Source organism: Actinoplanes sp. G11-F43 (assembly GCF_050589265.1).
Taxonomy (GTDB): Bacteria; Actinomycetota; Actinomycetes; order Mycobacteriales; family Micromonosporaceae; genus Actinoplanes.
Map to the genome: position 1 here is coordinate 327933 of NZ_JBNZCE010000015.1, position 20502 is coordinate 348434.

Annotated in this window: 14 protein-coding genes; 7 read left to right on the top strand and 7 right to left on the bottom strand. The window is 72.9% G+C overall.

Annotated features, from left to right (window positions below; translation table 11 throughout):
- Positions 1-76 precede the first annotated feature (76 nt).
- The gene (locus ACQ0O7_RS18070) at positions 77-1501 is read left to right on the top strand and encodes an ATP-binding protein (protein ID WP_430783260.1); all 1425 of its coding nucleotides are present in this window, start codon (positions 77-79) and stop codon (positions 1499-1501) included.
- 52 nt (positions 1502-1553) lie between these two features.
- On the opposite strand, the gene ACQ0O7_RS18075 is transcribed toward ACQ0O7_RS18070, so the two are convergent.
- On the bottom strand, positions 1554-2708 hold the full coding sequence (locus ACQ0O7_RS18075) for an acyl-CoA dehydrogenase family protein (protein WP_430783261.1): 1155 nt from the start codon (positions 2706-2708) through the stop codon (positions 1554-1556).
- Positions 2709-2933: 225 nt separating this feature from the next.
- On the opposite strand from ACQ0O7_RS18075, the gene ACQ0O7_RS18080 reads away from it, so the two are divergent.
- From ACQ0O7_RS18080 to ACQ0O7_RS18100, 5 genes are all read left to right on the top strand, one after another.
- A complete protein-coding gene (locus ACQ0O7_RS18080) occupies positions 2934-7922 on the top strand; it encodes an SCO7613 C-terminal domain-containing membrane protein (protein WP_430783262.1) in 4989 nt (1662 codons plus the stop codon).
- A gap of 90 nt (positions 7923-8012) precedes the next feature.
- Complete coding sequence (locus ACQ0O7_RS18085; RefSeq protein WP_430783263.1) at positions 8013-8543, top strand: RNA polymerase sigma factor; 531 nt, start codon at positions 8013-8015, stop codon at positions 8541-8543.
- Positions 8540-9310, top strand: coding sequence for a zf-HC2 domain-containing protein (locus tag ACQ0O7_RS18090; RefSeq protein ID WP_430783264.1), 771 nt, complete (start codon positions 8540-8542; stop codon positions 9308-9310). The genes ACQ0O7_RS18085 and ACQ0O7_RS18090 overlap by 4 nt, the downstream gene beginning before the upstream one ends.
- Positions 9307-10047 (top strand): ABC transporter ATP-binding protein, encoded by a 741-nt coding sequence (locus tag ACQ0O7_RS18095; RefSeq protein WP_430783265.1) that lies wholly within the window; start codon positions 9307-9309, stop codon positions 10045-10047. The genes ACQ0O7_RS18090 and ACQ0O7_RS18095 overlap by 4 nt, the downstream gene beginning before the upstream one ends.
- A complete protein-coding gene (locus ACQ0O7_RS18100) occupies positions 10044-11489 on the top strand; it encodes a hypothetical protein (RefSeq protein ID WP_430783266.1) in 1446 nt (481 codons plus the stop codon). The genes ACQ0O7_RS18095 and ACQ0O7_RS18100 overlap by 4 nt, the downstream gene beginning before the upstream one ends.
- On the opposite strand, the gene purE is transcribed toward ACQ0O7_RS18100, so the two are convergent.
- From purE to ACQ0O7_RS18120, 4 genes are all read right to left on the bottom strand, one after another.
- Positions 11486-11983 (bottom strand): 5-(carboxyamino)imidazole ribonucleotide mutase, encoded by a 498-nt coding sequence (gene purE / locus ACQ0O7_RS18105; RefSeq protein WP_430783267.1) that lies wholly within the window; start codon positions 11981-11983, stop codon positions 11486-11488. The two genes, ACQ0O7_RS18100 and purE, sit on opposite strands and share 4 nt — an antisense overlap.
- On the bottom strand, positions 11983-13125 hold the full coding sequence (locus tag ACQ0O7_RS18110) for a 5-(carboxyamino)imidazole ribonucleotide synthase (RefSeq protein ID WP_430783268.1): 1143 nt from the start codon (positions 13123-13125) through the stop codon (positions 11983-11985). The genes purE and ACQ0O7_RS18110 overlap by 1 nt, the downstream gene beginning before the upstream one ends.
- Positions 13126-13137: 12 nt before the next feature.
- A complete protein-coding gene (locus ACQ0O7_RS18115; RefSeq protein WP_430783269.1) occupies positions 13138-15138 on the bottom strand; it encodes a thioredoxin domain-containing protein in 2001 nt (666 codons plus the stop codon).
- 127 nt (positions 15139-15265) lie between these two features.
- Positions 15266-16906, bottom strand: coding sequence for a hypothetical protein (locus tag ACQ0O7_RS18120; RefSeq protein ID WP_430783270.1), 1641 nt, complete (start codon positions 16904-16906; stop codon positions 15266-15268).
- Between the two features lie 123 nt (positions 16907-17029).
- Between ACQ0O7_RS18120 and ACQ0O7_RS18125 the strand changes: the two genes are divergently transcribed.
- Positions 17030-17389, top strand: a complete 360-nt coding sequence (locus tag ACQ0O7_RS18125; protein ID WP_430783271.1) for a hypothetical protein — start codon at positions 17030-17032, stop codon at positions 17387-17389.
- Between the two features lie 6 nt (positions 17390-17395).
- Here the strand turns inward: ACQ0O7_RS18125 and ACQ0O7_RS18130 are convergent, their stop codons facing one another.
- Positions 17396-19894, bottom strand: coding sequence for a putative bifunctional diguanylate cyclase/phosphodiesterase (locus ACQ0O7_RS18130; RefSeq protein ID WP_430783272.1), 2499 nt, complete (start codon positions 19892-19894; stop codon positions 17396-17398).
- Between the two features lie 243 nt (positions 19895-20137).
- The gene (locus tag ACQ0O7_RS18135; RefSeq protein ID WP_430783273.1) at positions 20138-20488 is read right to left on the bottom strand and encodes a hypothetical protein; all 351 of its coding nucleotides are present in this window, start codon (positions 20486-20488) and stop codon (positions 20138-20140) included.
- Positions 20489-20502 lie beyond the last annotated feature (14 nt).

Sequence of the window (20502 nt, forward strand, 5' to 3'; positions counted from 1 at the left end):
ATGGTATCGCCAACGAAACCATCTTCAGCAGTAGTATCCATGGCGAAACAATTGTCCGCTCGGCACGGGAGACATCGTGGTCGCGTTCGTCGGCAGAGAGCGACAGCTCGCCACGCTCAACGCCCTACTGGCAGACGTCGGGCCCGCCGACGGCGATCCGTCCCCGGGTCAGTGCCTTCTCATCCGGGGTCGGCGCCGTATCGGCAAGTCCAGCCTGGTGGAGGCATTCGTGGATCGCGCGAACGTACCCGCGGTCTTCTTCACCGCGGCCGGGGCGTCCACCGACATCGAACTGGAGGCGTTCACCGAGGCGGTCCGATCATCCACGCTGCCCGAGCGTGCGGTGTTCGACGACGCGGCCCCCGGCAACTGGAGCGCCGCCCTGCGTCAGCTCGCCGGCGTTCTGCCCGACGACCAGCCGAGTGTCGTGGTGATCGACGAGGTGCCCTATCTGGTCGATCGAGTGGACGCCTTCGAGGGGATCCTGCAACGCTCCTGGGACCGCGAGCTGAGCCGCAAACCCGTCCTGCTCGTGCTGATCGGATCCGACCTGTCGATGATGGAGGCGCTCGGCTCCTACGGCAGGCCGTTCCACCAGCGCGGCAAGGAGATGGTCCTCGGCCCGCTGAACCCGGCGGAGGTCGGTGCGATGCTCCGGCTGGACCCGGCCGAGGCCTTCGACGCGGCCCTGGTGACCGGAGGCCTCCCGCTGATCTGCGCCGGCTGGCGACCGGGTGCCGATCTCTGGGAGTTCCTCGCCGCCGAACTCGCCAATCCGGTCTCACCGCTCCTGGTGTCGGCCGAGAGGTCCCTGGCAGCGGAGTTCCCCGATGCCGCGATGGGCCGGACGGTCCTGTCAGCGATCGGGAGCGGCGAACGGACGTTCACGAACATCGGCCGGGCCGCCGGGGGCATCTCCCACTCGACGTTGACGCGAGCCACGCAGGTCCTCGTCGACAAGCGTATCGTCGCGGCGGAGTTGCCGATCTCCACCAGCACCTCGAAGGAACGGCGCTATCGGGTCACCGATCCGTACCTGCGTTTCTGGCTGACCTTCGTGGCACCCCACCTGGCCGAGATCGAACGCCTGCGGGGCGATCTCACCCTGGAACGCGTCAAGAGGGGCTGGACCGGGTGGCGTGGGCGGGCGGTGGAACCACTGCTCAGGGAATCCCTGGCCCGGCTCCTCCCGGACGGAGTACTGCCCGCCGCACCGGTGATCGGTTCCTACTGGACGCGATCCAACAGCATCGAGATCGACATCATCGGCGCCGACCGCGAACCCGTGGCGAAGCGCCTGCTCTTCATCGGCTCGATCAAATGGCTGGAGTCCGCGGCCTTCGACGACCACGATCTGGTGGCCTTGCAGAGACACCGCGCGACCATCATCGACGACCCGGTTCCCCTGGTCGCCGTGAGCCGCAGCGGCGTGTCGGCCGATGGCCTGAGCGCGACCTACGGCCCCGCCGAACTCCTTCAGGCCTGGCAGCCCCGTAGGTAGCGGACCGGGGCCGGCTCCGAAGAGGCGGCCCCGTCCCGGGATGCGAAACTCGTCAGCTCTTCAGGAGCTGGCGGGCCATCACGATGCGCTGGACCTGGTTGGTGCCCTCGTAGATCTGGGTGATCTTGGCGTCTCGCATCATGCGCTCGACCGGGTAGTCGCGGGTGTAGCCGTACCCGCCCAGGATCTGGACCGCGTCGGTGGTGATCTCCATGGCGGCGTCCGAGGCGAAGCACTTCGCGGCCGCGCCGAAATAGGTCAGGTCGGCGTCGCCGCGCTCGCTCTTGCCGGCCGCGGCGTAGGTGAGCTGCCGGGCCGCCTCCAGCTTCATGCCCATGTCGGCGAGCATGAACTGCAGGCCCTGGAAGTCGGCGATCGGCTTGCCGAACTGCTTGCGCTCCTTGGCGTAGGACAGCGCGTAGTCCAGCGCCCCCTGCGCGATGCCGAGCGCCTGGGCGGCGATGGTGACCCGGGTGTGGTCGAGGGTCTTCATCGCGGTGGCGAAGCCGGTGCCCTCGTCGCCGATCATCCGGTCGGCGGGGATGCGCACATTGTCGAAGTAGACCTCGCGGGTCGGGGAGCCCTTGATGCCGAGTTTCTTCTCCGGCGCGCCGAAGCTGACTCCGGGGTCGCTCTTCTCCACCACGAACGCGGAGATGCCGCGGGAGCGGGCGGCCGGGTCGGTGACGGCGAAGACCGTGTAGAACTCGGAGACGCCGGCGTTGGTGATCCAGCGCTTGACCCCGTTGAGCACCCAGTGGTCGCCGTCGCGGACCGCGCGGGTGGTCATCGAGGCGGCGTCGGAACCGGCCTCCGGCTCGGACAGGCAGTAGGAGAACATGCCCTCACCGGCCGCCACCTTCGGCAGGTACCGCTGTTTGAGGTCGTCGGAGGCGGACAGGATGAGCGGCATGGTGCCGAGCTTGTTGACCGCCGGGATCAGTGAGGACGAGGCGCACGCGCGGGCGACCTCCTCGATCACGATCGCGGTGGCGAGGGCGTCCGCGCCGGCCCCGCCGTACTCCACGGGGATGTGTGGGGCGTGGAAGTCGGCGGAGCGCAGGGCGTCGTACGACGCCTTGGGGAAGTCCCCGGTCTCGTCGGCCTCGGCGGCGTGCGGGGCGACCCGCGCGTCGCAGATCTCGCGCACGGCGGCGCGGATCGTCTCGTGGTCCTCCGGAAGACGGTAGACGTCGAAGTCAGCCATGCCCTTAACCTTCCCTAAGCCGGTCCCGGGGCTATGTTACCGGCGCGTAGCGTGGGCAAGGCAACAGTGCCCCGTGTGCCGAATATCGCCGCCCGATCAGGGGCATGCTGGGAAACCGCCGGGTTCGGGGTCGTTTCCACAGATCTCCACCCGGTTGAGACTGTTCTAATGAGGTGTCATAGCGGCATGCTCTAACTACAGAGAGCGGCTGGTCTAGGAGGTTCTGTGGCGCAGGCTGACGAGCCCGATCACCTTGACGAACAACTGTCTCGCATCGACGCCTCCATAGCGGACCTGAAGATCCGTGACATGGCGGCGGCCGCCGAGCGGACCACGATCGCGAGCAAGCTTCAGGCCGCCATGTTCCAGCGCGACATCATCGCGCACGCGCACGCCCAGAAGCAGCAGAAGGGCGCCAAGAGCAAGCGGACCACCCGCCGCAGACCACCCGCCGACTACCCGCCGCCACCGCCGCCCGGCACCCCGCACGTGGCCCGCGCCGACCAGGACGAGGATCCGGACGCCCGCCTGCTGGTGGACGAGCCGCCACCCCGGGAGGAGAGAGCGGCTCGGGCCGAGCGGATCGAGCGGCCGGCCCCACCACCGCCGCCACCCCCGCCGCGCCGGCCGCCGCTGGCCACCATGGACCACCCGGCCGAGGCGTCCACCCAGTCGGTGCAGAACATCCTGCTCGCCCTGGGCGCCCTGCTGCTCGGGGTGTCCGCGGTGGTCTTCGCCGGGGTGGCGGTCTCCAACCCGTTCGGCCGCGCGCTGATCCTGGCCCTGGTCACCGGCATCGCCCTGTCGGTGGCGCCCGGAGTGGCCCGTCGCGGGCTCTCCTCGACCGGTGAGACGATCGCGGCGATCGGGCTGATCCTGCTGCCGATGACGCTGTACGCGCTGCACGGCAGCCCACTGGTCGGCGGCGACGTGCCGATCTCGATCTACCTGGGTGTCACCTTCGCGATCACCGCGGTGGCCGCGTTCGCCTACGCCGGCGCCACCCGGCTGGCCGCTCCCCGGTACGCGACGGTCATCGCCACCCAGCCGGTCGCGCCGTTGCTGGCGTACCCGCTGATCCAGAGCCCGGCCGGCTGGGGCGTCGCGCTGACCGCCGTCGCCCTGCTGGATCTGCTGCTCCTGACCACGGTGATCCGGGCCGGGCGCCTGGTGCCGCGCTGGCCGCTGGGCCGGCCGGGCGCCGCCGACCGGGAGGCCGAGGACCCGCACCGCCCGGAGTCGCATCCGGAGGAGCCGGACCTGGTCATCTCCGGGATGCGCCGGTCCCGGAGCCGCTGGTCGCCGAGCCGGATCTTCCCCGGGCCACGGCCGGAGGGCGCCCCGGCGGCCGGTTCGGTGCCACTGGCCCCGCCGGCCACCCCGCCGTCCGCCGACTGGCTGCGGGAGCTGACCTTCGCCCTGCTCTGTTTCGCGTGCGCGGGCGCGCTGCTGTATTCCTCGGTGGCGCTGCTGCAGGCCCAGGTGGTGGCGGACGCGCTGCGCTCCGGCCTGATCCTGGTGGCGGCCGCGCTGACCGGGGTGGCCGCGGCCCGGCTGCTGCGCAACCCGTTCGCGGTCAACGTGGCCGGCGCCGTCCTCACCCTCGCGGTGATCGGGACGACCGCCCGGATCGCCGGGGTGATCGCGCCGAACTGGAGTGTGGTGGCGGCCGCCGCGACGGTCGCCCTGGCCGGCGCCGCGGTCGGCATGCTGCCGGACGAGACACGCCGCGGCCCGCAGTGGGCGTCGACCGCCGCGCTGGCCCTGATCGGCCTGGTGGTCGGGGTGGACGCGCTGCGGGCGGCGATCGCCCCGGTGGCCGCGGCCCGGCCGATCTGGGACGCGGACACCACGGCGTACGCGCAGAGGCTCGCCGAGGCGGTCGGCCCGAGTGGCTGGCTGCTGGCGTTCAGTGCCCTGCTGATGACGATCGGCGCGGCTCTCGCGCTGCCCGCCTCGTTCCGCCGCGAGGGCGCCGTGGTGGGCATCGCGGTGACCGCCCTGGCCGTTCCGGCGTCGCTGGGCCTGCCCTGGTCGGAGGCCCCGTGGCCGCTGGTGCTGGCGGCGATCGGCCTGGGCGCGGCGGGTCTGTGGGCGGACACCCGGCGGGTCGCGGTCACCCATGTGGCGGCGGCCGGGGTGGTCGGGGTCTTCGGCGCCTGCGCGGCGCTGAGCGCGTCCTGGCTGACCGCCGCGGTGCTGACCGCGCTGGCCGGCGCCGGGGTGATGGTCGCGGTCGCGGCCCGGCAGATCCCGGTGCGGCTGTTCGCCTGGATGGTCGGTGACTGGGCGGCGGGTGCCGCCGCACTGGCCGTGCCGGGCGCCGCGGTGACCGCGGCGCTGGCCGTCTCGGACCCGGGTGGCGGCCCGCCGCCGAACGCGGGTTCCACCGTCCCGGCCCTGGCCGCCGGGTTCCTCGCGGTGGCCGCCACGCTCAGCTACGCGGCCGTCTTCCAGGTGGCCCGCCGGGAGATCAGTCTGCCGCTGACCGTCGGGACCGGGCTGGGCGCGGTGGCGATGGCCCTGGCCGCGCTGTTCGCCCCGGGCGCCACCGCGCCGGACGTCTGGGTCGGCGCGCTGCTGCTCGGCGCGGCCGGTCTGCTCTTCTTCGCCAAGTCGATCGACAACCGGGGCCGCACCGACCGGGTGCTGGACGGCCCGGACATCGCCGCCGCGGCGGCCACCGTGGCGATCTGCGGTGCGCTGGCGCGGGTCGCCGCGCTCGCCTTCCCGGCCGCGCCGCTGGCCGTGGCCGCGGTGATGGTGCTGCTGGTGGGCATGGGCGTGATGGTGTTGCCGGACGACTGGCGGCCGGGCCCGGCCCGTGGTCTGGGCATCGCCGCCCTGCTGGTCGGCGCGATCGCCGGCTGGCAGGCGCTGGTCGGCGGGGTGAAGGTGCTGTCGCTGCCCGGCCCGTTGTGGGCGGCCGACCTGAGCGCCTATCCGGCCACCGCTCCGGAGGGCGCCTGGCAGGCGCCGTTCGCCCTGGTCGCGATCGCGATCACGGCCGCGATCGCGATGCCCCGGCCGTGGGCGCCGTACGCCTCGGGGCTGGCCGCCGCGCTGGCCACCATCGCCGTGCCCTTCGCGTTCGGTCTGCCCTGGTGGTCCTCGCTGATCGTGGGGACCGCCGTCGCGGTGGCCTTTGCCCTGGCCGCGGTGGCGTCGAACGAGGCGCACGCGGCGCGGGCCCGGGCCGGGGTCGCCGCCGTGGTGCTGTTGCACGCCACCTCGGCCGCGCTGGCCCGCCCCTGGTCGACCGCGCTGGCCCTGCTGGTCGTGGTGCTGCTGGGAGTGCTGGTGGCGGCGATGGCCCGGATCCCGACCCGGGCCCCGGCCACCTCGTTCGAGGACGGCGACATCGCCGAGCGGCCGCGCGAGCGGGTCCTGCCCCGGCACCGGGCGCAGATCGGCGGTGCGGCCACCGGCGCGGTGCTGCTGGCCCTGCCGGGATTCCTGGCCTCGGTGGCCGCCGATCAGGGGCACGGCATCCAGGTGGTGCTGACCGCCGCGCTGGCCGGTTCCACGCTGGGCCTGGCACTGTTGGCGGCCCTCGGCCGGTTCCTGCCGCAGTACCTCCCCTGGGCCACCATCGGGGTGGTTCTCGGCGCCTCGGTCACCGCGCTGGCCTGTGTGCCGACCGACTATCCGACGGCTCTCTACGCGGCCGCCGCGGCCCTGGTCGGGGTGCTGGCCGAGATGCTGCGCGCGGCGGTTCCGGCGCCCCTGGCGGAGCCGGCCGAGCCGTTGTTCGACGACAGCCCGGCGGGCAGCCGTTATATGCGGCTGCGCCGGTCCGGCTGGGCGGAGCGCTGGCTCGCCGACCCGGCCACCGGCGCCGTGATGCTGGCCCTGCTGCCCACCCTGCTGGCCCTGTTCTCGCTGGCCCCGGCCCTGCGGGCGGCCCTGATCGACCCGCTCGGCCAGCTCTCCGCGATCTGGCAGGGGCCGATCGCGGAGCTGGCCGACCCGGCCGCCGGCAACGTCGACGGCACCAGTGCCCTGGCGGCCGTCCTGCTCACCGGGGCGGCCGCGCTGGCCGCTGTCGGGTTCGGCGGGCGGGCCTGGGAGGCGGTACCGGTGATCCTGCCGGGTGTCGCGCTGACCCTACTGATCGTCCCGATCGCGCTCGATGCCCCGTTCCCGGCGGCCACCGGGTCGGCGCTGATGGTCTTCACCATCGCGATGCTGGGCCTGGCGCTGACCCCGCCGCCGGTGGCGGTCCGGGCGCCGATCCTGCGGATCACCAGGGGTGCGGTCTTCGCGATCGGCCTGCTCGCCGGTGCGGCGGGCCTGGCCGGGAGCCTGGCCCAGGAGCCGCTCACCCTGGCCACGCTGGGTTGCGCGGTCGGTGTCGGGCTGGTCGCGGCGATCAACGGCCGGTCCCAGCTGGCCCGCCTGCTGGGCTGGTTGTTCGCGGCGCTGATGGGCCAGATGTTCGTGCTGGCGGTGACGGTCTCGGCCGGGCTGGAGCGGCACTGGGCGGCGTTCGGGGTGCTGGCCGTCGGCGCGGCGCTGCTCTCGCTGGAGACGGTGCTGCCCCGGCTCGGTCTGGCGCAGTACCGGCCCGAGGCGGTCACCGTGGAGTGGTGCGGTTACGCGTCGGCGGCGATCGCCGCCGCGCTGGCCTTCGACTCCCCCGCCCATCTGGCCGCGCTGCTGGCGGCCTGGGGTGCGGTGCTGGGCCTGACCGCGTCCCGGCCGGATCGCAGCCCGAGTCAGCGGCGCACGCTGTTCTGGGTGGCGGTCGGGTTCGAGATCGTCGGCTGGTGGCTGTTCATCTCGCTGGCCGAGGTGGGGCTGCCGGAGGCGTACACGCTGCCGTTCGCGGCTCTGGCCCTGGCCGTCGGGGTGGTGGAGGCGCATCACCGGCCGGAGCTGAGCAGTTGGGCGGCGTACGGCCCGGCCCTGCTCGCCGCGTTCGTGCCGACGATCGGGATCGTGCTGGCCGGCAACGGCGGCGATCTGCGGGCGGTGCTGCTCCTGCTCGGCGCGGTGGTCACGCTGCTGATCGGGTCGCGGACCCGGCAGCAGGCGCCGGTGGTGGTCGGCACGATCGCCACCGTGGTCGCGGCGCTGGCGTTCGTGTTCACCCTGGGTGGTCCGTGGCTGATGCTGATCCCGGTCGGGGTGGTGCTGCTCTTCCTCGGCGCGTCGAGTGAGAACCGGCGGCGCACGACCGAGTTCCGTGAGGTCCTCTCCAAGATGCGCTGACGGTGGGGTCCTCCGGCGCGCTGCACGCCGGAGGACCCCACGAGAACCGAAACGGTCGGCGCTGCGTCCTTACCCTGCGTGGGAGTGGAGATGGGCGGGGACGACGCGGCACTGCGCCGGATCGCGGCCGGGGACCGGGCCGTCTTCCAGGCGTTCTACCGCGCGCACTCGCCGTGGCTGTCGGTGCGCCTGCGCCGCCGCTGCCCCGATCCGGAGCTGGCCGCCGAGCTGCTCCAGGAGACGTTCCTGGCGGTGTGGCGGGTGGCCGGCGGATACCGGGGTGGCGCGGACGCGGCCGGCTGGCTGTGGTCGATCGCGCTCAGCCGCCTGATCGACTCCCAGCGCCGGGCCGCGGTCCGCCCGCGCACCGTCGTGGCGGCCGGTGACGAGGTGCCCGGGCGGCATCCGTCGGCCGAGGACGAGGCGCTCACCCGGGTCTGGGACTCCGCGGTAGTCGAGGCGTTGCAGCAGCTCTCCCCCGAATTGCGGGCCGTGTTGCGGGCGACGGTGCTGGACGGTCTGAGCGTCCGGGAGACCGCCGTCCTGCTGGGCGTGCCGGAGGGAACCGTGAAGACCCGCGCGATGCGGGCCCGGCGTCAGTTGCGGGAGGCACTCTCATGACCGGATTCCATGTCGCCGACGGTGATCTGCGGGCGTGGGCCGAGGACCGGCTCGGCGAACCGGCGGCCTGGTCGGTGGAGGCCCATCTGGACTCCTGCCGGGATTGCCGGTCGCGGGTGCCGGCGACTCCGGCGGTACCGGGCGCGCCGACGGTTCTGCCGGTGCAGGGCCGGGTGCGCCGGCCCACTCCGGCGCGCCGGGTGCGGCTGCTGCTGGGGGCCGGTCCGCAGGCCCGGCTGGCCTGGTTCTCCGCGGTGGCGGTGACCGTCGCGCTCACCCTGCTGGTGGCGACGCAGCCGGCCGGCACAGTGCCGCACTGGATGCTGCTGCTGGTGGCTCCGCTGTTGCCGGTGCTCGGGACGGCCGTCTCCTACGGGCGGCACACCGATCCGTTGTACGAGATGGTCGCCTCCAGCGCGTACGGCGGTCTCCGGATCATCCTGTGGCGCACCTTGTCGGTTCTGGCCGTCTCGTTGCCGGTGACGGGCGCCGGTGGGCTGGTCTCCGGTCTGGGGGTGCCGGCGGTCTGGCTGCTGCCGGCGCTGGCGCTGACCGCGACGACGCTGGCGCTGGCCTCGCCGGTGGGCCCGGTGCCGGCCGCCTCGGTGGTGGCCGGGTGCTGGTTCCTGCTGGTCACCGCGACACTGTGGAGCCGGGAGAGCGGTGCCCAGCTGGTCGGCTGGACGGCGTCCCCGGCCTGGCTGACGGTGCTGGTCGCGGCGGCTGTGGTGATGTTCGTGCGGAAGACGCGGGAGGCACGCCGGTGACGGTCGCGGTCGAGGAAATCCGGATCAGTTACGGCCGCCGGGTCGCCCTGGACGGGCTGACCTTGACGCTGGACACCGGTGTGCACGGGCTGCTCGGCCCGAACGGGGCGGGCAAGACCACCCTGATGCGGGTGCTTGCCACGGTGACCCGCCCGGACAGCGGCGGGGTGCGGTTGCTCGGATCGACGATCAACGACGACAAGACCCTTCGTTCGGTACGCCGTCAGCTCGGCTATCTGCCACAGACCTTCGGTTTCTACCCGCGATTCACGGTGCGCGAGTTCGTGGAGTACTTCGCCTGGCTGAAGGAGATGCCGGCCGGCCGGATCCCGGTGGCGGTGGACCGGGCGCTGGAGCGGGTCGGGCTGCTGGACCGTGCCGACGACCGGATGCGTTCGCTGTCCGGGGGGATGCTGCGCCGGGCCGGGATCGCGCAGGCGATCGTCAACGATCCGCGGCTGCTGCTGCTGGACGAGCCGACGGCGGGGCTGGACCCGGAGCAGCGGCTGGAGTTCCGGGCTCTGCTGCGGGAGCTCGGCGTGGACGCGTGTGTGCTGGTCAGTACACACCTGGTGGAGGACGTCGCGGTGGCGTGCGAGCGGGTCGGCCTGGTCGACGGGGGCAGGCTGGTCTTCACCGGCACACCGGAGCGACTGGCCGCGGCCGGCGGCGACGGTGATGCCGGTGACTCCGCCATCGAACGCGGGTACACCGCTGTGCTGCGGGCGGCCCGGTGACCGGCCGGATCCTCTGGACCGAGCTGCGCCGGGGCACACCACCGCTGGCCTTCCTGCTCACCATGGCGGCGATGACCTGGATGCTGCTGGTGCACCAGGACGGGTGGGTCGGCCAGTGGACCGGGCTGGCCACGTACCTCCGGGTGTCGCTCTTGATCCTCGGTCCGCTCTTCGTCGCCGCCGGGGCGTGGCAGGCCGGCCGGGAGCGCCGCCGGCAACTGGCGGAGTTGCTGTCGTCCCTGCCCCGGCCGGTGTGGCAGCCGATGGTGACCGCCTGGGCCGCGGTGACCGTGGCCGGGCTGGCCGGGCTGGTGCCGCCGCTGGCGGTCGCGGCCGTGCTGACCGGTGTGCGGGCCACCTGGACCGGGACCGGCTGGTGGTGGATCGTGGTGACCGCCGTGGTCGCGCTGGGCACCGCGTCGGCACTCGGTGTGCTGGTGGGCCGGCTGTTGCCGATGCGGGTGGTGGCTCCGGTGGCCGGGGTGGTGACCTATGTGGCGCTGGGTGTGCCGATGTATCTGGACGGCACCCGATGGTCGGCCGCCTCCCCGGTGCTCCCCTACGCCCGGCCCGCGGACGTCTGGCCGGCCGGGTTCCACGCCTGGCAGGTCGGCTGGCTGATCGCGCTGGCCGTGCTGATGCTGACGCTGGCGGCCCGGAACTGGCGGTCCGCCGTGGTGCCGGGTGTGCTGGCCTCGGCTCTGCTGGTGGTGCCGCCGCCGTCCGAGCCGGGCACCGACGCCGGGGCGACCGCTCTGGTCTGCACCTCGGCCGGCCCGGAGATCTGTGTGATCAGGGCTCACGCGTTCATGCTCCCGGCGGTGGCCGCCGCGCTGGCACCGGGGATGAACCGGCTGGCGGGAGTGCCTGGCGCGCCGACCCGGGCGGTGCAGGAGCCGGCCCGCGATCCCGGGGCTCTGGAGTTCTCCCTCCTCGGTCAGGCGACATTGAGCGGCCGCCTCGCCAGGCCCGACTGGATCGTGAGCAATTTCGGACAGATCTTCAACGAGGGCCGCTGCCCCGATCAGACCTTCGACACCACCTGGCAGGTGACCGGTGACGCCATCGCCTGGCTGGAGGGGCGGCCCACCGGGAAACCGGTGACCCGGACCGAGGCCGCCCAGAAACAGTGGGTCGGCGAGGTGCTGGCCGCGTCCCGCGCCTGCGATCCGGCCGGGCTGCTGCGCAACACCCTCGGCTGCATCGGGCTGATCGCCGGGGCCGCCGCCCTGATCGGGGCCCGGCTGGCCTGGCTGCCGGCGTTCGGCTACATCTGCGCGGTCTACGCCGCCCGGCCGCCCCGCACCGGCGGGCCGGCCGAGATCTGGGCGTGGCCGGTCCAGCCGTCCACCGCCCCACTCGCCTGGATCCCGGCGCTCGCCGTCTTCACGGCCGGCGCCGGGTACTACATCCTGCGGGGATCACGGGGGGCGAAGAATTAGCCCATCAGCTTCCCGCGCAGCGCCGCGTCCTTCTCGGCCACCATCTTCTCCAGGCCGGCCTGGAAGTCGGTCATCCGCTGGCGCAGCCCGGCATCCGCGGCGCCGAGGATCCGCACCGCGAGCAGCCCGGCGTTACGCGCCCCGCCGATCGACACCGTCGCCACCGGCACCCCGGCCGGCATCTGCACGATCGACAGCAGCGAGTCCATCCCGTCCAGGTGCTTCAGCGGCACCGGGACACCGATCACCGGCAGCGGGGTCAGCGCGGCCACCATGCCCGGCAGGTGGGCGGCGCCACCGGCCCCGGCGATGATCGCCTGGATGCCCCGGCCGGCCGCCGACTCGGCGTAGTCGACCATCTTGCGCACCGTCCGGTGCGCGGAGACCACCCCGACCTCGAACGGCACCTCGAACTCGGCGAGCGCGACAGCCGCCGCCTCCATGGTGGGCCAGTCCGAGTCGCTGCCCATGATGATGCCGACGCGCGGGGACATCAAACGCCTTCCTGAAGCCACTTCGCGGCGCGCGCGGCTCGCGCCCGCACCTGTTCCAGATCGTCGCCGAGCACCGTCACGTGCCCGATCTTGCGGCCCGGCCGGACCTGCTTGCCGTACAGGTGGACCCGGGCGTCCGGCACCTCGGCGAACAGGTGGTGCAGCCGCTCGTCGATGCTGATGCCACCGGGCTCGCCACCCAGCACGTTCGCCATCACCACGACCGGCGCGGCCAGCGCGGTCGACCCCATCGGATAGTCCAGCACGGCCCGCAGGTGCTGCTCGAACTGCGAGGTCCGGGCCCCCTCGATGGTCCAGTGGCCGGAGTTGTGCGGGCGCATGGCCAGCTCGTTCACCACGATGCCGTCGGCGGTCTCGAACAGTTCGACCGCCAGCAGGCCGACCACACCGAGCTCGTTGGCCAGATCGATGGCGAGCTGCTGCACCTCCAGGGCCAGCTCGTCGGAGAGCCCCGGGGCCGGGGCGATCACCTCGACGCAGATGCCGTCCCGCTGCACCGTCTCCACCACCGGGTAGGCCGCGACCTGCCCGAACGGGGACCGGGCGACGAGTGCGGCCAGCTCCCGGCGGAGCCCGACCTTCTCCTCGACGATCAGCGGGACACCCGTCGACACCAGATCGTCGGCGGCCTCACGGGAGCCGACCATCCAGACGCCGCGCCCGTCGTACCCACCTCGGGTGGCCTTGGCCACGACGGGCCAGGAACCGGCCGCGAAGGTCTCGATCTCCGCCCCGGTGGTGACCCGCGCCCAGCGCGGAACCGGAGCCCCCGACGACGCCAGGCGCTCCCGCATCAGGCCCTTGTCCTGTGCGAAGACCAGCGCCTTCGACCCCGGGAAGATCTTCACACCCTCGGCTTCGAGCGCCTCGATGTGCTCGGTCGGCACATGCTCGTGGTCGAAGGTGACGGCGTCGCAACCTTTCGCGAACTCACGCAGAGCCGCGAGATCGGTGTGCGTGCCGATCGGGACGTCCGCCGCGACCAGCGCGGCACTGTCATCGGGCTTCTCACTGAGCACACGCAGTGACTGGCCGAGGGAAATGGCGGCCTGGTGGGTCATCCGGGCCAGCTGGCCGCCCCCCACCATGCCGACTACGGGCAGACCGGTTCGGTTATCCATCGCCAGGCCAGCCTAGCGACGCCCCAGTTCAACCCCAAAATCCAGGTCCGCCGGTACGGTCACCGGACGGTCGCAGACAAACCCCCGGCAGACGTACGCCGTGGCCGCGCCGTCCCGCAGAGGCCGATCGGCCAGCAGTGGAACCCCACTGCGATCCGGCTCCCCCACCACGATCACCGATCCGCCGGGCGCCCGCCGGTACACCTCGGCCACCAGCGGATCCGCCGGATCGGTGGTGGCTACCGCGATCTCGAACGGACCGGCCAGCGCCGCCTCGGCCACCGTCGACGCGTACCCGGAGAACCGTGGATGCCCACTGATCAGCGGCCCCAGAGTGGCCAGCGCGGTGTCGGCCGCCTCCCGGTAGGAGGTCTCCCCGGACAGCGCCGCGTACGAGATCAACGCCGCGCAGATCGCCGAAGCCCCCGACGGGGTGGCGTTGTCGGTCGGGTCGGCGGGCCGGGTGAGCAGCTTCTCCGCGTCGTCGGCGGTGTCGTAGAACCCACCGTCGGCGGTCCGGAACCGGGCCAGCGCCACATCCAGCAGCTGCCGGGCCAGGTCCAGCCAGCGCGCCCCGGCGGTCACCTGGTGCACGGCGAGGAACCCCTCGGCCACACACCCGTAGTCCTCCAGCACCCCGGCGGGCTCGCCCACCACACCGTCCCGGGAGACCCGCCGCAGCCGGCCGTCGACCAGGTGCCGCCCGGCCAGCGTCTCGGCCAGCGCGACCGCCGCGTCCCGGGTCGTCTTGTCCCCGGTGAGCAGGCCGTGCTCGGCCAGTGCGGTGATCGCCAGCCCGTTCCAGGAGGCCACCACCTTGTCGTCGCGGGCCGGCTGCGGGCGCGAGTCCCGGGCGGCCAGCAGCCGTCGCCGGACGTCCCGCCAGCGTTCGACCAGTACCGGATCCGCCTCGTCGATGTCCCGGCCCAGCACCAGGACGCTCTTCCCGTGTTCGAAGGTGCCCTCGGCGGTGACCCGGAACAGGTCGGCGGCCCACGCGCCGTCCTCGTCGCCGAGCACCTCGGTCAGCTGCCCGGGTGTCCACGCGTAGGTGGAGCCCTCCACCCCTTCGGCGTCGGCGTCCAGTGCGGAGGCCAGGCCGCCCTCCGGGGTGCCGAGATCACGCAGCAGGAAGGCGGCCGTCTCATCAGCGATGCGGCGGGCGAACGCGTCCCCGGTGAGACGCCACGATTGGGTGTACGACCGGAGCAGCAACGCGTTGTCGTACAGCATCTTCTCGAAGTGCGGAACCGTCCACGTGGCGTCCACCGAGTAGCGGGCGAACCCACCGGCCAGCTGGTCGTAGATGCCACCCCGGCCCATCCGCTCGGTGGCGTGCCGGACGATCTCCAGCGCCTCCGCCGACCCGGTCCGCTCGTGGTGCCGCAGCAGGAACAGCAGGTTCATGTGCGGCGGAAACTTGGGCGCCCCACCGAACCCGCCGTTGGTGTCGTCCTGCTCCCCGGCCAGCCCGGTGGCCGCGGTCGCGAGCAGCTCCGCCGAGATCGGCGCCGTCGGCCCACCCACCAGCTGCGCCCCGCCGACCGCCTGCACCACCGCGGCCCCCTGCGCGATCACGTCCGCGCGCTGGTCCCGCCAGGCGGTGGTGACCGAGGTGAGCAGCCGCGCGAAGTCCCCTTTGGGAAAGTAGGTGCCACAGAAGAACGGCGCCCCGTCCGGCGTGGCGAACACCGTCATCGGCCACCCACCCTGCCCGGTCATCGCCTGGGTGGCGGTCATGTAGACGGCGTCGACGTCCGGCCGCTCCTCCCGATCCACCTTGACCGCCACGAACGCGCTGTTCAGCTGAGCCGCGATCCCGTCGTCCTCGAACGACTCATGAGCCATCACATGACACCAGTGGCAGGCGGCGTACCCCACACTGATCAGCACGGGCACGTCCCGCCGTCGAGCCTCCTCGAACGCCTCCGCACCCCAGGGCCACCAGTCCACCGGGTTGTCCTTGTGCTGCAGAAGGTAGGGCGAGGTCGCCCGAGCAAGACGATTGGCCATGCCCAAACCCTCTCACGACACTAGGTCGTGCACGACCCGCGGCGCGGGCTCTACGGCACCGGGACGAGCGGGCTGCGCGCCATCCTCGACGGGGCTTTCGTCGACGACCTGATCCGCCGGGTCCTGCTCAGTAGTAGGAGTCGAGATCTCCGGTGAGGTCGGGGACGCCACCTTGCGGGTACGGGATGCCGAACTCCTGGAAGAACACGTGCGCGAGCAGTTCGGTGTGGTGGTGGTAGACCATCGCGGCCCGGGGTGACGGGAAGGACTCCGGGCGTTCGTCCAGGTTGGCCAGTGCCTGACGTAGATAACCCATCGACCGCTCCCACTGGCCGGGATACCGCTCGGCGTGCTGGAACCGTTCCAGGCCGGTGGCGGCCACGGCACCGCGGATCCGGGCGGTGACGGCTTCCGTGTAGGCCGGGACGTCGGCGGCCGCCAGTCGCGCCGCCGGCTCGTTGACCCCGGTCACCGCACCGTCCGGCCCGATCTCGAAGAGCGCCACTCCGGTCTCGCCGGCGGCCGCGATCGCCTCGCCGGTGTACCCCGAGGTCGCATAGAACAGCGGGCTGCCGGTCGCCGAGTCGCGCAACTGCCGCACCGCTGCCGCGTCGACCGGCAGGGCCGCCATCCGCACCCGGGCCACCGCGTCCTTCGCGAGGATGTCTCCGGCCTCGACCCCGGTCGCGGTGAAGCCGAGGGATTCGAGGTGGGTCCGGGCGATCTCCTCGGCGCTTCGCCAGGCCGCGGAGGTCACCGCCGGCGTGGGAGCGGTGGCCGGCATCGGCGGGACGCTCCCGGTTTCCGGGATCCGCTTGATGTACGCGCCCGCCCCGCCCTCCAGAACCGCCTCCTCGACGGCCCCACCGACGAAAACCTTCATCGTGAACAGCGTCTCGTCCGGCGCCTCCAGCGTGACCGCCCAGCCCGGCTCCGGATGGGCGGCCGTCCGCGACACGCCCCGGTCCACCTCGCCGTCGGCGACGATCGTCTCCCCTTCGCGCCGGTCGACCAGGACCCATTTCCGGAGGGTGCGCATGGCGACAGCCGGTTCGGCGTCGTCCCGGCCCCAGGCGGCGGCGACCGCCATGTCGGTGACCTCGTCGGCGACCGCGTCGAGGATGAGTTCGGCGTGGTCGCCGGGTTCCAGGGCGGCCAGCAGCCGCTCCCCCACCAGAGGGCTGACGCCTTCGGCGCCCCGACGGGCGAGATAGCTCCGGTACGCCCAGGCGGTCCGCGCGTCCTCACGAAGAAGTTCAGCGGTCCCCGCGTCCTCATGAAGGAATTCAGCGGTCCCCGCGTCCTGGGAAGGAGGGTCAGCGGATCGGAGGCCGGCGGAGCCGGTGGCGGCCGGGACGGCGATCGGTGACGCCGTTTCGGCCCGGCGCCGTTTCGCTCCACGGATCTGGACCCAGGTGAGGAGCAGGAACACGAGCGCCACCAGGCCGTACCCCCGGGCCACGTCCGCCCGCCTGTCCTCGCCGATCAGCATGTCGATCGCCGCGAAGGAGCAGATCAGGCCGAGGAAGCCGGTGGTCAGCACCCGGCCGGGCGGTCCGGACTGGAGCGGGAACCGGGTTCGCCGCAGGTGCCACCACCGGATCAGCGCCACCCCGCCGCCCCCGAAGATCAGCAGGTCCAGCAGCCGGGAGACCGGGTGGGTGATGTTGCCGGCGAGCTGGTGGGACAGGGCGAGGACGAGGAAGAACAGGCCGAAGATCAGACGCCCGGCACCGGTGTTCGGTTGCGGCGTGGTGGGCGTACTCAATGGGGTCCTTCCGGGGAGGCGTCTAGCGATCTTGAAGGAGCCTCGTCCGGCCGGGCCGGGCGGGGTGCCCGGAAGGGATGAGTGAAACCGGCGGTCCGGAGCCGTCCTGGTTAGCCTGCGGGGGTGAAGCTCAAGATGCCGGGACGGGTCAAATGGTTGGCGATCGCCGCGGTGGCGGTGGTGGTCGTGCTGGTGATGGGCAATCGGGACCGCTCCGAGGAGCCGGCGGCGGTGGGCCCGCTCGACGAGGTGGCGAAGACCACCTGCGACGGGTTCGCTGAGGACTATCCGGATGCGAAGTCCCGGACCGCCCGGCTGGCGCTCGCCGATCGCACCGCCACCGCGTCGTCCCGGACCGACAACGAGGCGGTCGAGGACCGGGCCGGTGGGCTGGGCCGGACCGCCGGTGACGACACCGAGTGGAAGGCAGCCGCCGAGGCGCTGCTCAAGGCCTGCCGGGACTCCGGGTGGGTGGAGGGCTGACCCCGGTCAGGAGACCTCGTCGGTACGCAACTGGGTGACGTTGGCCGGGGCGGTCCGGGCCAGTTGGGACAGCGCCTGCACGATCTTGTCGGCGGGCATCGGCTTGCAGAAGTGGTAGCCCTGCGCGTTCGGGCAGCCCAGCGCGATCAGGGCGGCCCGCTGTTCGATCGTCTCGATGCCCTCGGCCACCACCCGCACGCCGAGCCGGGCGCCCAGTTCGACCGCCCCGCGGACCACCGCGCCGGCCGCCGCCGAGTCGATCATCTCGATCACGAAGGACCGGTCGATCTTGATCTCGTCGACCGGCATCCGGGTGACCGACGACAGCGACGAGAACCCGGTGCCGAAGTCGTCCAGCGACACCTGCACCCCGGAGGCGCGCAACCGGGCCAGCACCTCGTCGACGATCTCCTGCTCGCTGACCGCCACCGACTCGGTGATCTCCAGGACCAGGCGGGACGCGGGGGTACGGTGCCGGCGGAGCGCTTCGGTGACCTGCGCCGGGAAGGTCGGGTCGGTGAGACTGCGAGCCGACACGTTGACCGAGACCGGCACCTCGATCCCGCTGGCCGTCCAGTCCGCGGCCGAGGCCAGGGCCAGGTCCAGGACCCGCCTGGTGAACGGGATCAGCAGCTCGCTGCGCTCCACCGCGGGCAGGAACTCGGCCGGTGACAGGTGCCCGCGCCGCGGGTGCCGCCAGCGGACCAGCGCCTCCACCCCGGTCGGCTCGGCGGTGATCAGGTCGACGGCCGGTTGCAGGTGCAGCAGGATCTGGTCGTCGGCGGCGAACGCGTCCTGCAGGTCGGCGAGCAGGGCCAGCCGGTCGGTGCTGCTGGCGTCCCGGCCGCTGTCGTACGTCCCGACGGTGGTGCCCAGCTCCCTGGCCCCGCCGACGGCCAGTGCGGCCCGGCGCAGCAGCTCGTCCACCTCGGACTCGCCGGCCGGGCAGACCGCCACGCCGACGGTCACCTCGATGGAGAGCCGGACCCCGGCCACCTCCATCGGCAGCCGGAGCTGTTCGACGATCTCGCGGGCCCGGCGCAGGGCGGTCGGCAGTGGACTGGGCTCGCCGTGCTGCCAGGCCGCCGAGTCGGTGAGGGTGGCCACCGGCACCAGCAGGGCGAACTCGTCGTCGCCGGTCCGCGCGACCAGCTCCCCGCCACGGGCCAGGCCGGTGAGCCGGCCGCCGATCAGCCGCAGCACCTCGTCGCCGGCGGCGTGCCCGAGCGTGCTGTTCACCTCGCGGAAGCCGACCACGTCGAGCAGGAGCAGGGCGACGTGCTGGCCGCGGTCCAGGGAGCGCAGCAGCGGGTCGCCCTCGGAGCCCAGCGCGGACCGGTTGATCAGCCCGGTGAGCGGATCGTGCACCCGGTCGTGGGCGGCGGCCGAGTCCAGGTCGGCGATGCGCTGGTGGGTGGCGGCGTCGCGCAGGGCGGTGGCCAGGGCCTCGCCGTACGCCGCGATGGCCGCCTCGTCCCGGGGGACCGGCAGACCGGGTTCGCCGAGCCAGACGGTGAGTTCGCCGACCGGCCGGCCGGCCACCGTCATGCCGCGGGTGATCGCCGGGCCGGAGCGGGTGCCGGTGACGCCCTCCAGGCCGGGGCCGTCCTGGGCGTAGCGCCGGCGGCCGTGCCCGGTGCGGACCTCCAGCTCGACCCGGCGGGCGCCGAAGACGTCCAGGGCGCCGAGCATCCCGGCGCGGGCCACCTCGGCCTCACTGGTGCCGGGCAGCCGGGCGGTGGCGGCCGCGAAGGCCTCCCACATCCGGCGTTCCTCGGCGGCGCGCAGGTGGAAGCGGTAGGTGCGGTGCAGCAGCCACAGCACCGGGCCGAAGGCGAGCAGCCAGAGCGGTTCCCGGACCAGGGCGTAGACGGCCAGCACACCGACGATGACGTTGCCGATCGACATCGGCAGTTTGGCGTAGAGCACCCGGGCGGCGATCTGACCGGGCTGGGCGTCGCGGTGCAGCATCAGGGTGAGCACGACGAGCCCGAACGTGATCGCGAGGTAGGTGCCGGCGCCGGCGGCGAGGGCCAGCGGGAGCCGGGCGCTGTGCACCGGGACGTCCCCGGCCAGCATCGAGGTGACCAGGGCGGCGCCGGCCACGCCGAGTGTCATCGAGGCGACCAGGTGCACTATCTCGGCGGCGTTGCGCAGCCCGGTGAGCCAGGCCAGCAGCAGCCAGGCGGCGCCGGTGCCGGCCAGGGTGGCGGCGGGCAGCCAGCCGGCCGGGGCGACCACGAACCCGACCACCACCGCGGCCTCGGCCCAGCTGACCGAGATCGCGTCCGGCCCGAGCCGGAACCGGAGCCCGGCGAGCTGGGCGATGGCGGCGAGGACCGCGGCGACGCAGACGCCGTCGACCGGGGAGAGCGGGCGGCCGGTCACCTCGGGCACCGGCTGGAGGGCGCCGAGGACCACCGCGGCGGCCGCGGCGATCACCACGGCGACGGTGAGGATCCGGACCGGCCGGGGACTCTTCACCCAGCCGTTGAGGGAAGTCACGAGGCCGCCCGACCGTGCACGACCCGGTGCACATCTGTCTGCACGTGCATCTCAGTCACGGAGAGTTTGCGCCGGACAGTGTGCATGTCGGCGCCCCCTTCCGCGCAGGGTCCAGGGATTGAGCAGTCCCCGGCGGAAGGCTAAATCAATCGCGATGAACGCAACAGGGCTTGACGGGGCCGAGACGGACACACTCGTCGTTCCGAGTGCCAAACCACCCGGGAGGGGCGGGGGCGGAAACGGTCACGCCCGCTCCGGGCCACCGCCCGCCGCGGATCCGGTCTGCTCCTCGCGCACGCCCGCCACCTCGGCATCCTCTGCCTGCGTGGCGACCGCCGATCGATCGGCCTCGACCTCGGCGGGCGCGGCAGCGGCGGAGGAACCGGAACCGTCACCGGTCCGGGCGATCTCCGCCACACGCTCACGCTGGCCGACAACCTCGAAACTGTCGGGAAGCCGACGAATGCGCTTGTTCATGTTGCGGATCAACAGAACCGTAGCTATGCACATCAGGATGATGAGGAACAACCCCATCGGGCCGGCCAGGCCGCCCGATCGGGTGTCGCCGAAGTTGTTGACCGCGATGAACTCCACGCCTCGAGAGTAAC

Excerpts from the sequence above, each read along its gene's own strand:
- ACQ0O7_RS18085 (WP_430783263.1), top strand. The coding sequence starts at position 8,013 with ATGGGCGGGGACGACGCGGCACTGCGCCGGATCGCGGCCGGGGACCGG.
- purE (WP_430783267.1), bottom strand. The coding sequence starts at position 11,983 with ATGTCCCCGCGCGTCGGCATCATCATGGGCAGCGACTCGGACTGGCCC.
- ACQ0O7_RS18115 (WP_430783269.1), bottom strand. The coding sequence starts at position 15,138 with ATGGCCAATCGTCTTGCTCGGGCGACCTCGCCCTACCTTCTGCAGCAC.
- ACQ0O7_RS18075 (WP_430783261.1), bottom strand. The coding sequence starts at position 2,708 with ATGGCTGACTTCGACGTCTACCGTCTTCCGGAGGACCACGAGACGATC.
- ACQ0O7_RS18110 (WP_430783268.1), bottom strand. The coding sequence starts at position 13,125 with ATGGATAACCGAACCGGTCTGCCCGTAGTCGGCATGGTGGGGGGCGGC.
- ACQ0O7_RS18090 (WP_430783264.1), top strand. The coding sequence starts at position 8,540 with ATGACCGGATTCCATGTCGCCGACGGTGATCTGCGGGCGTGGGCCGAG.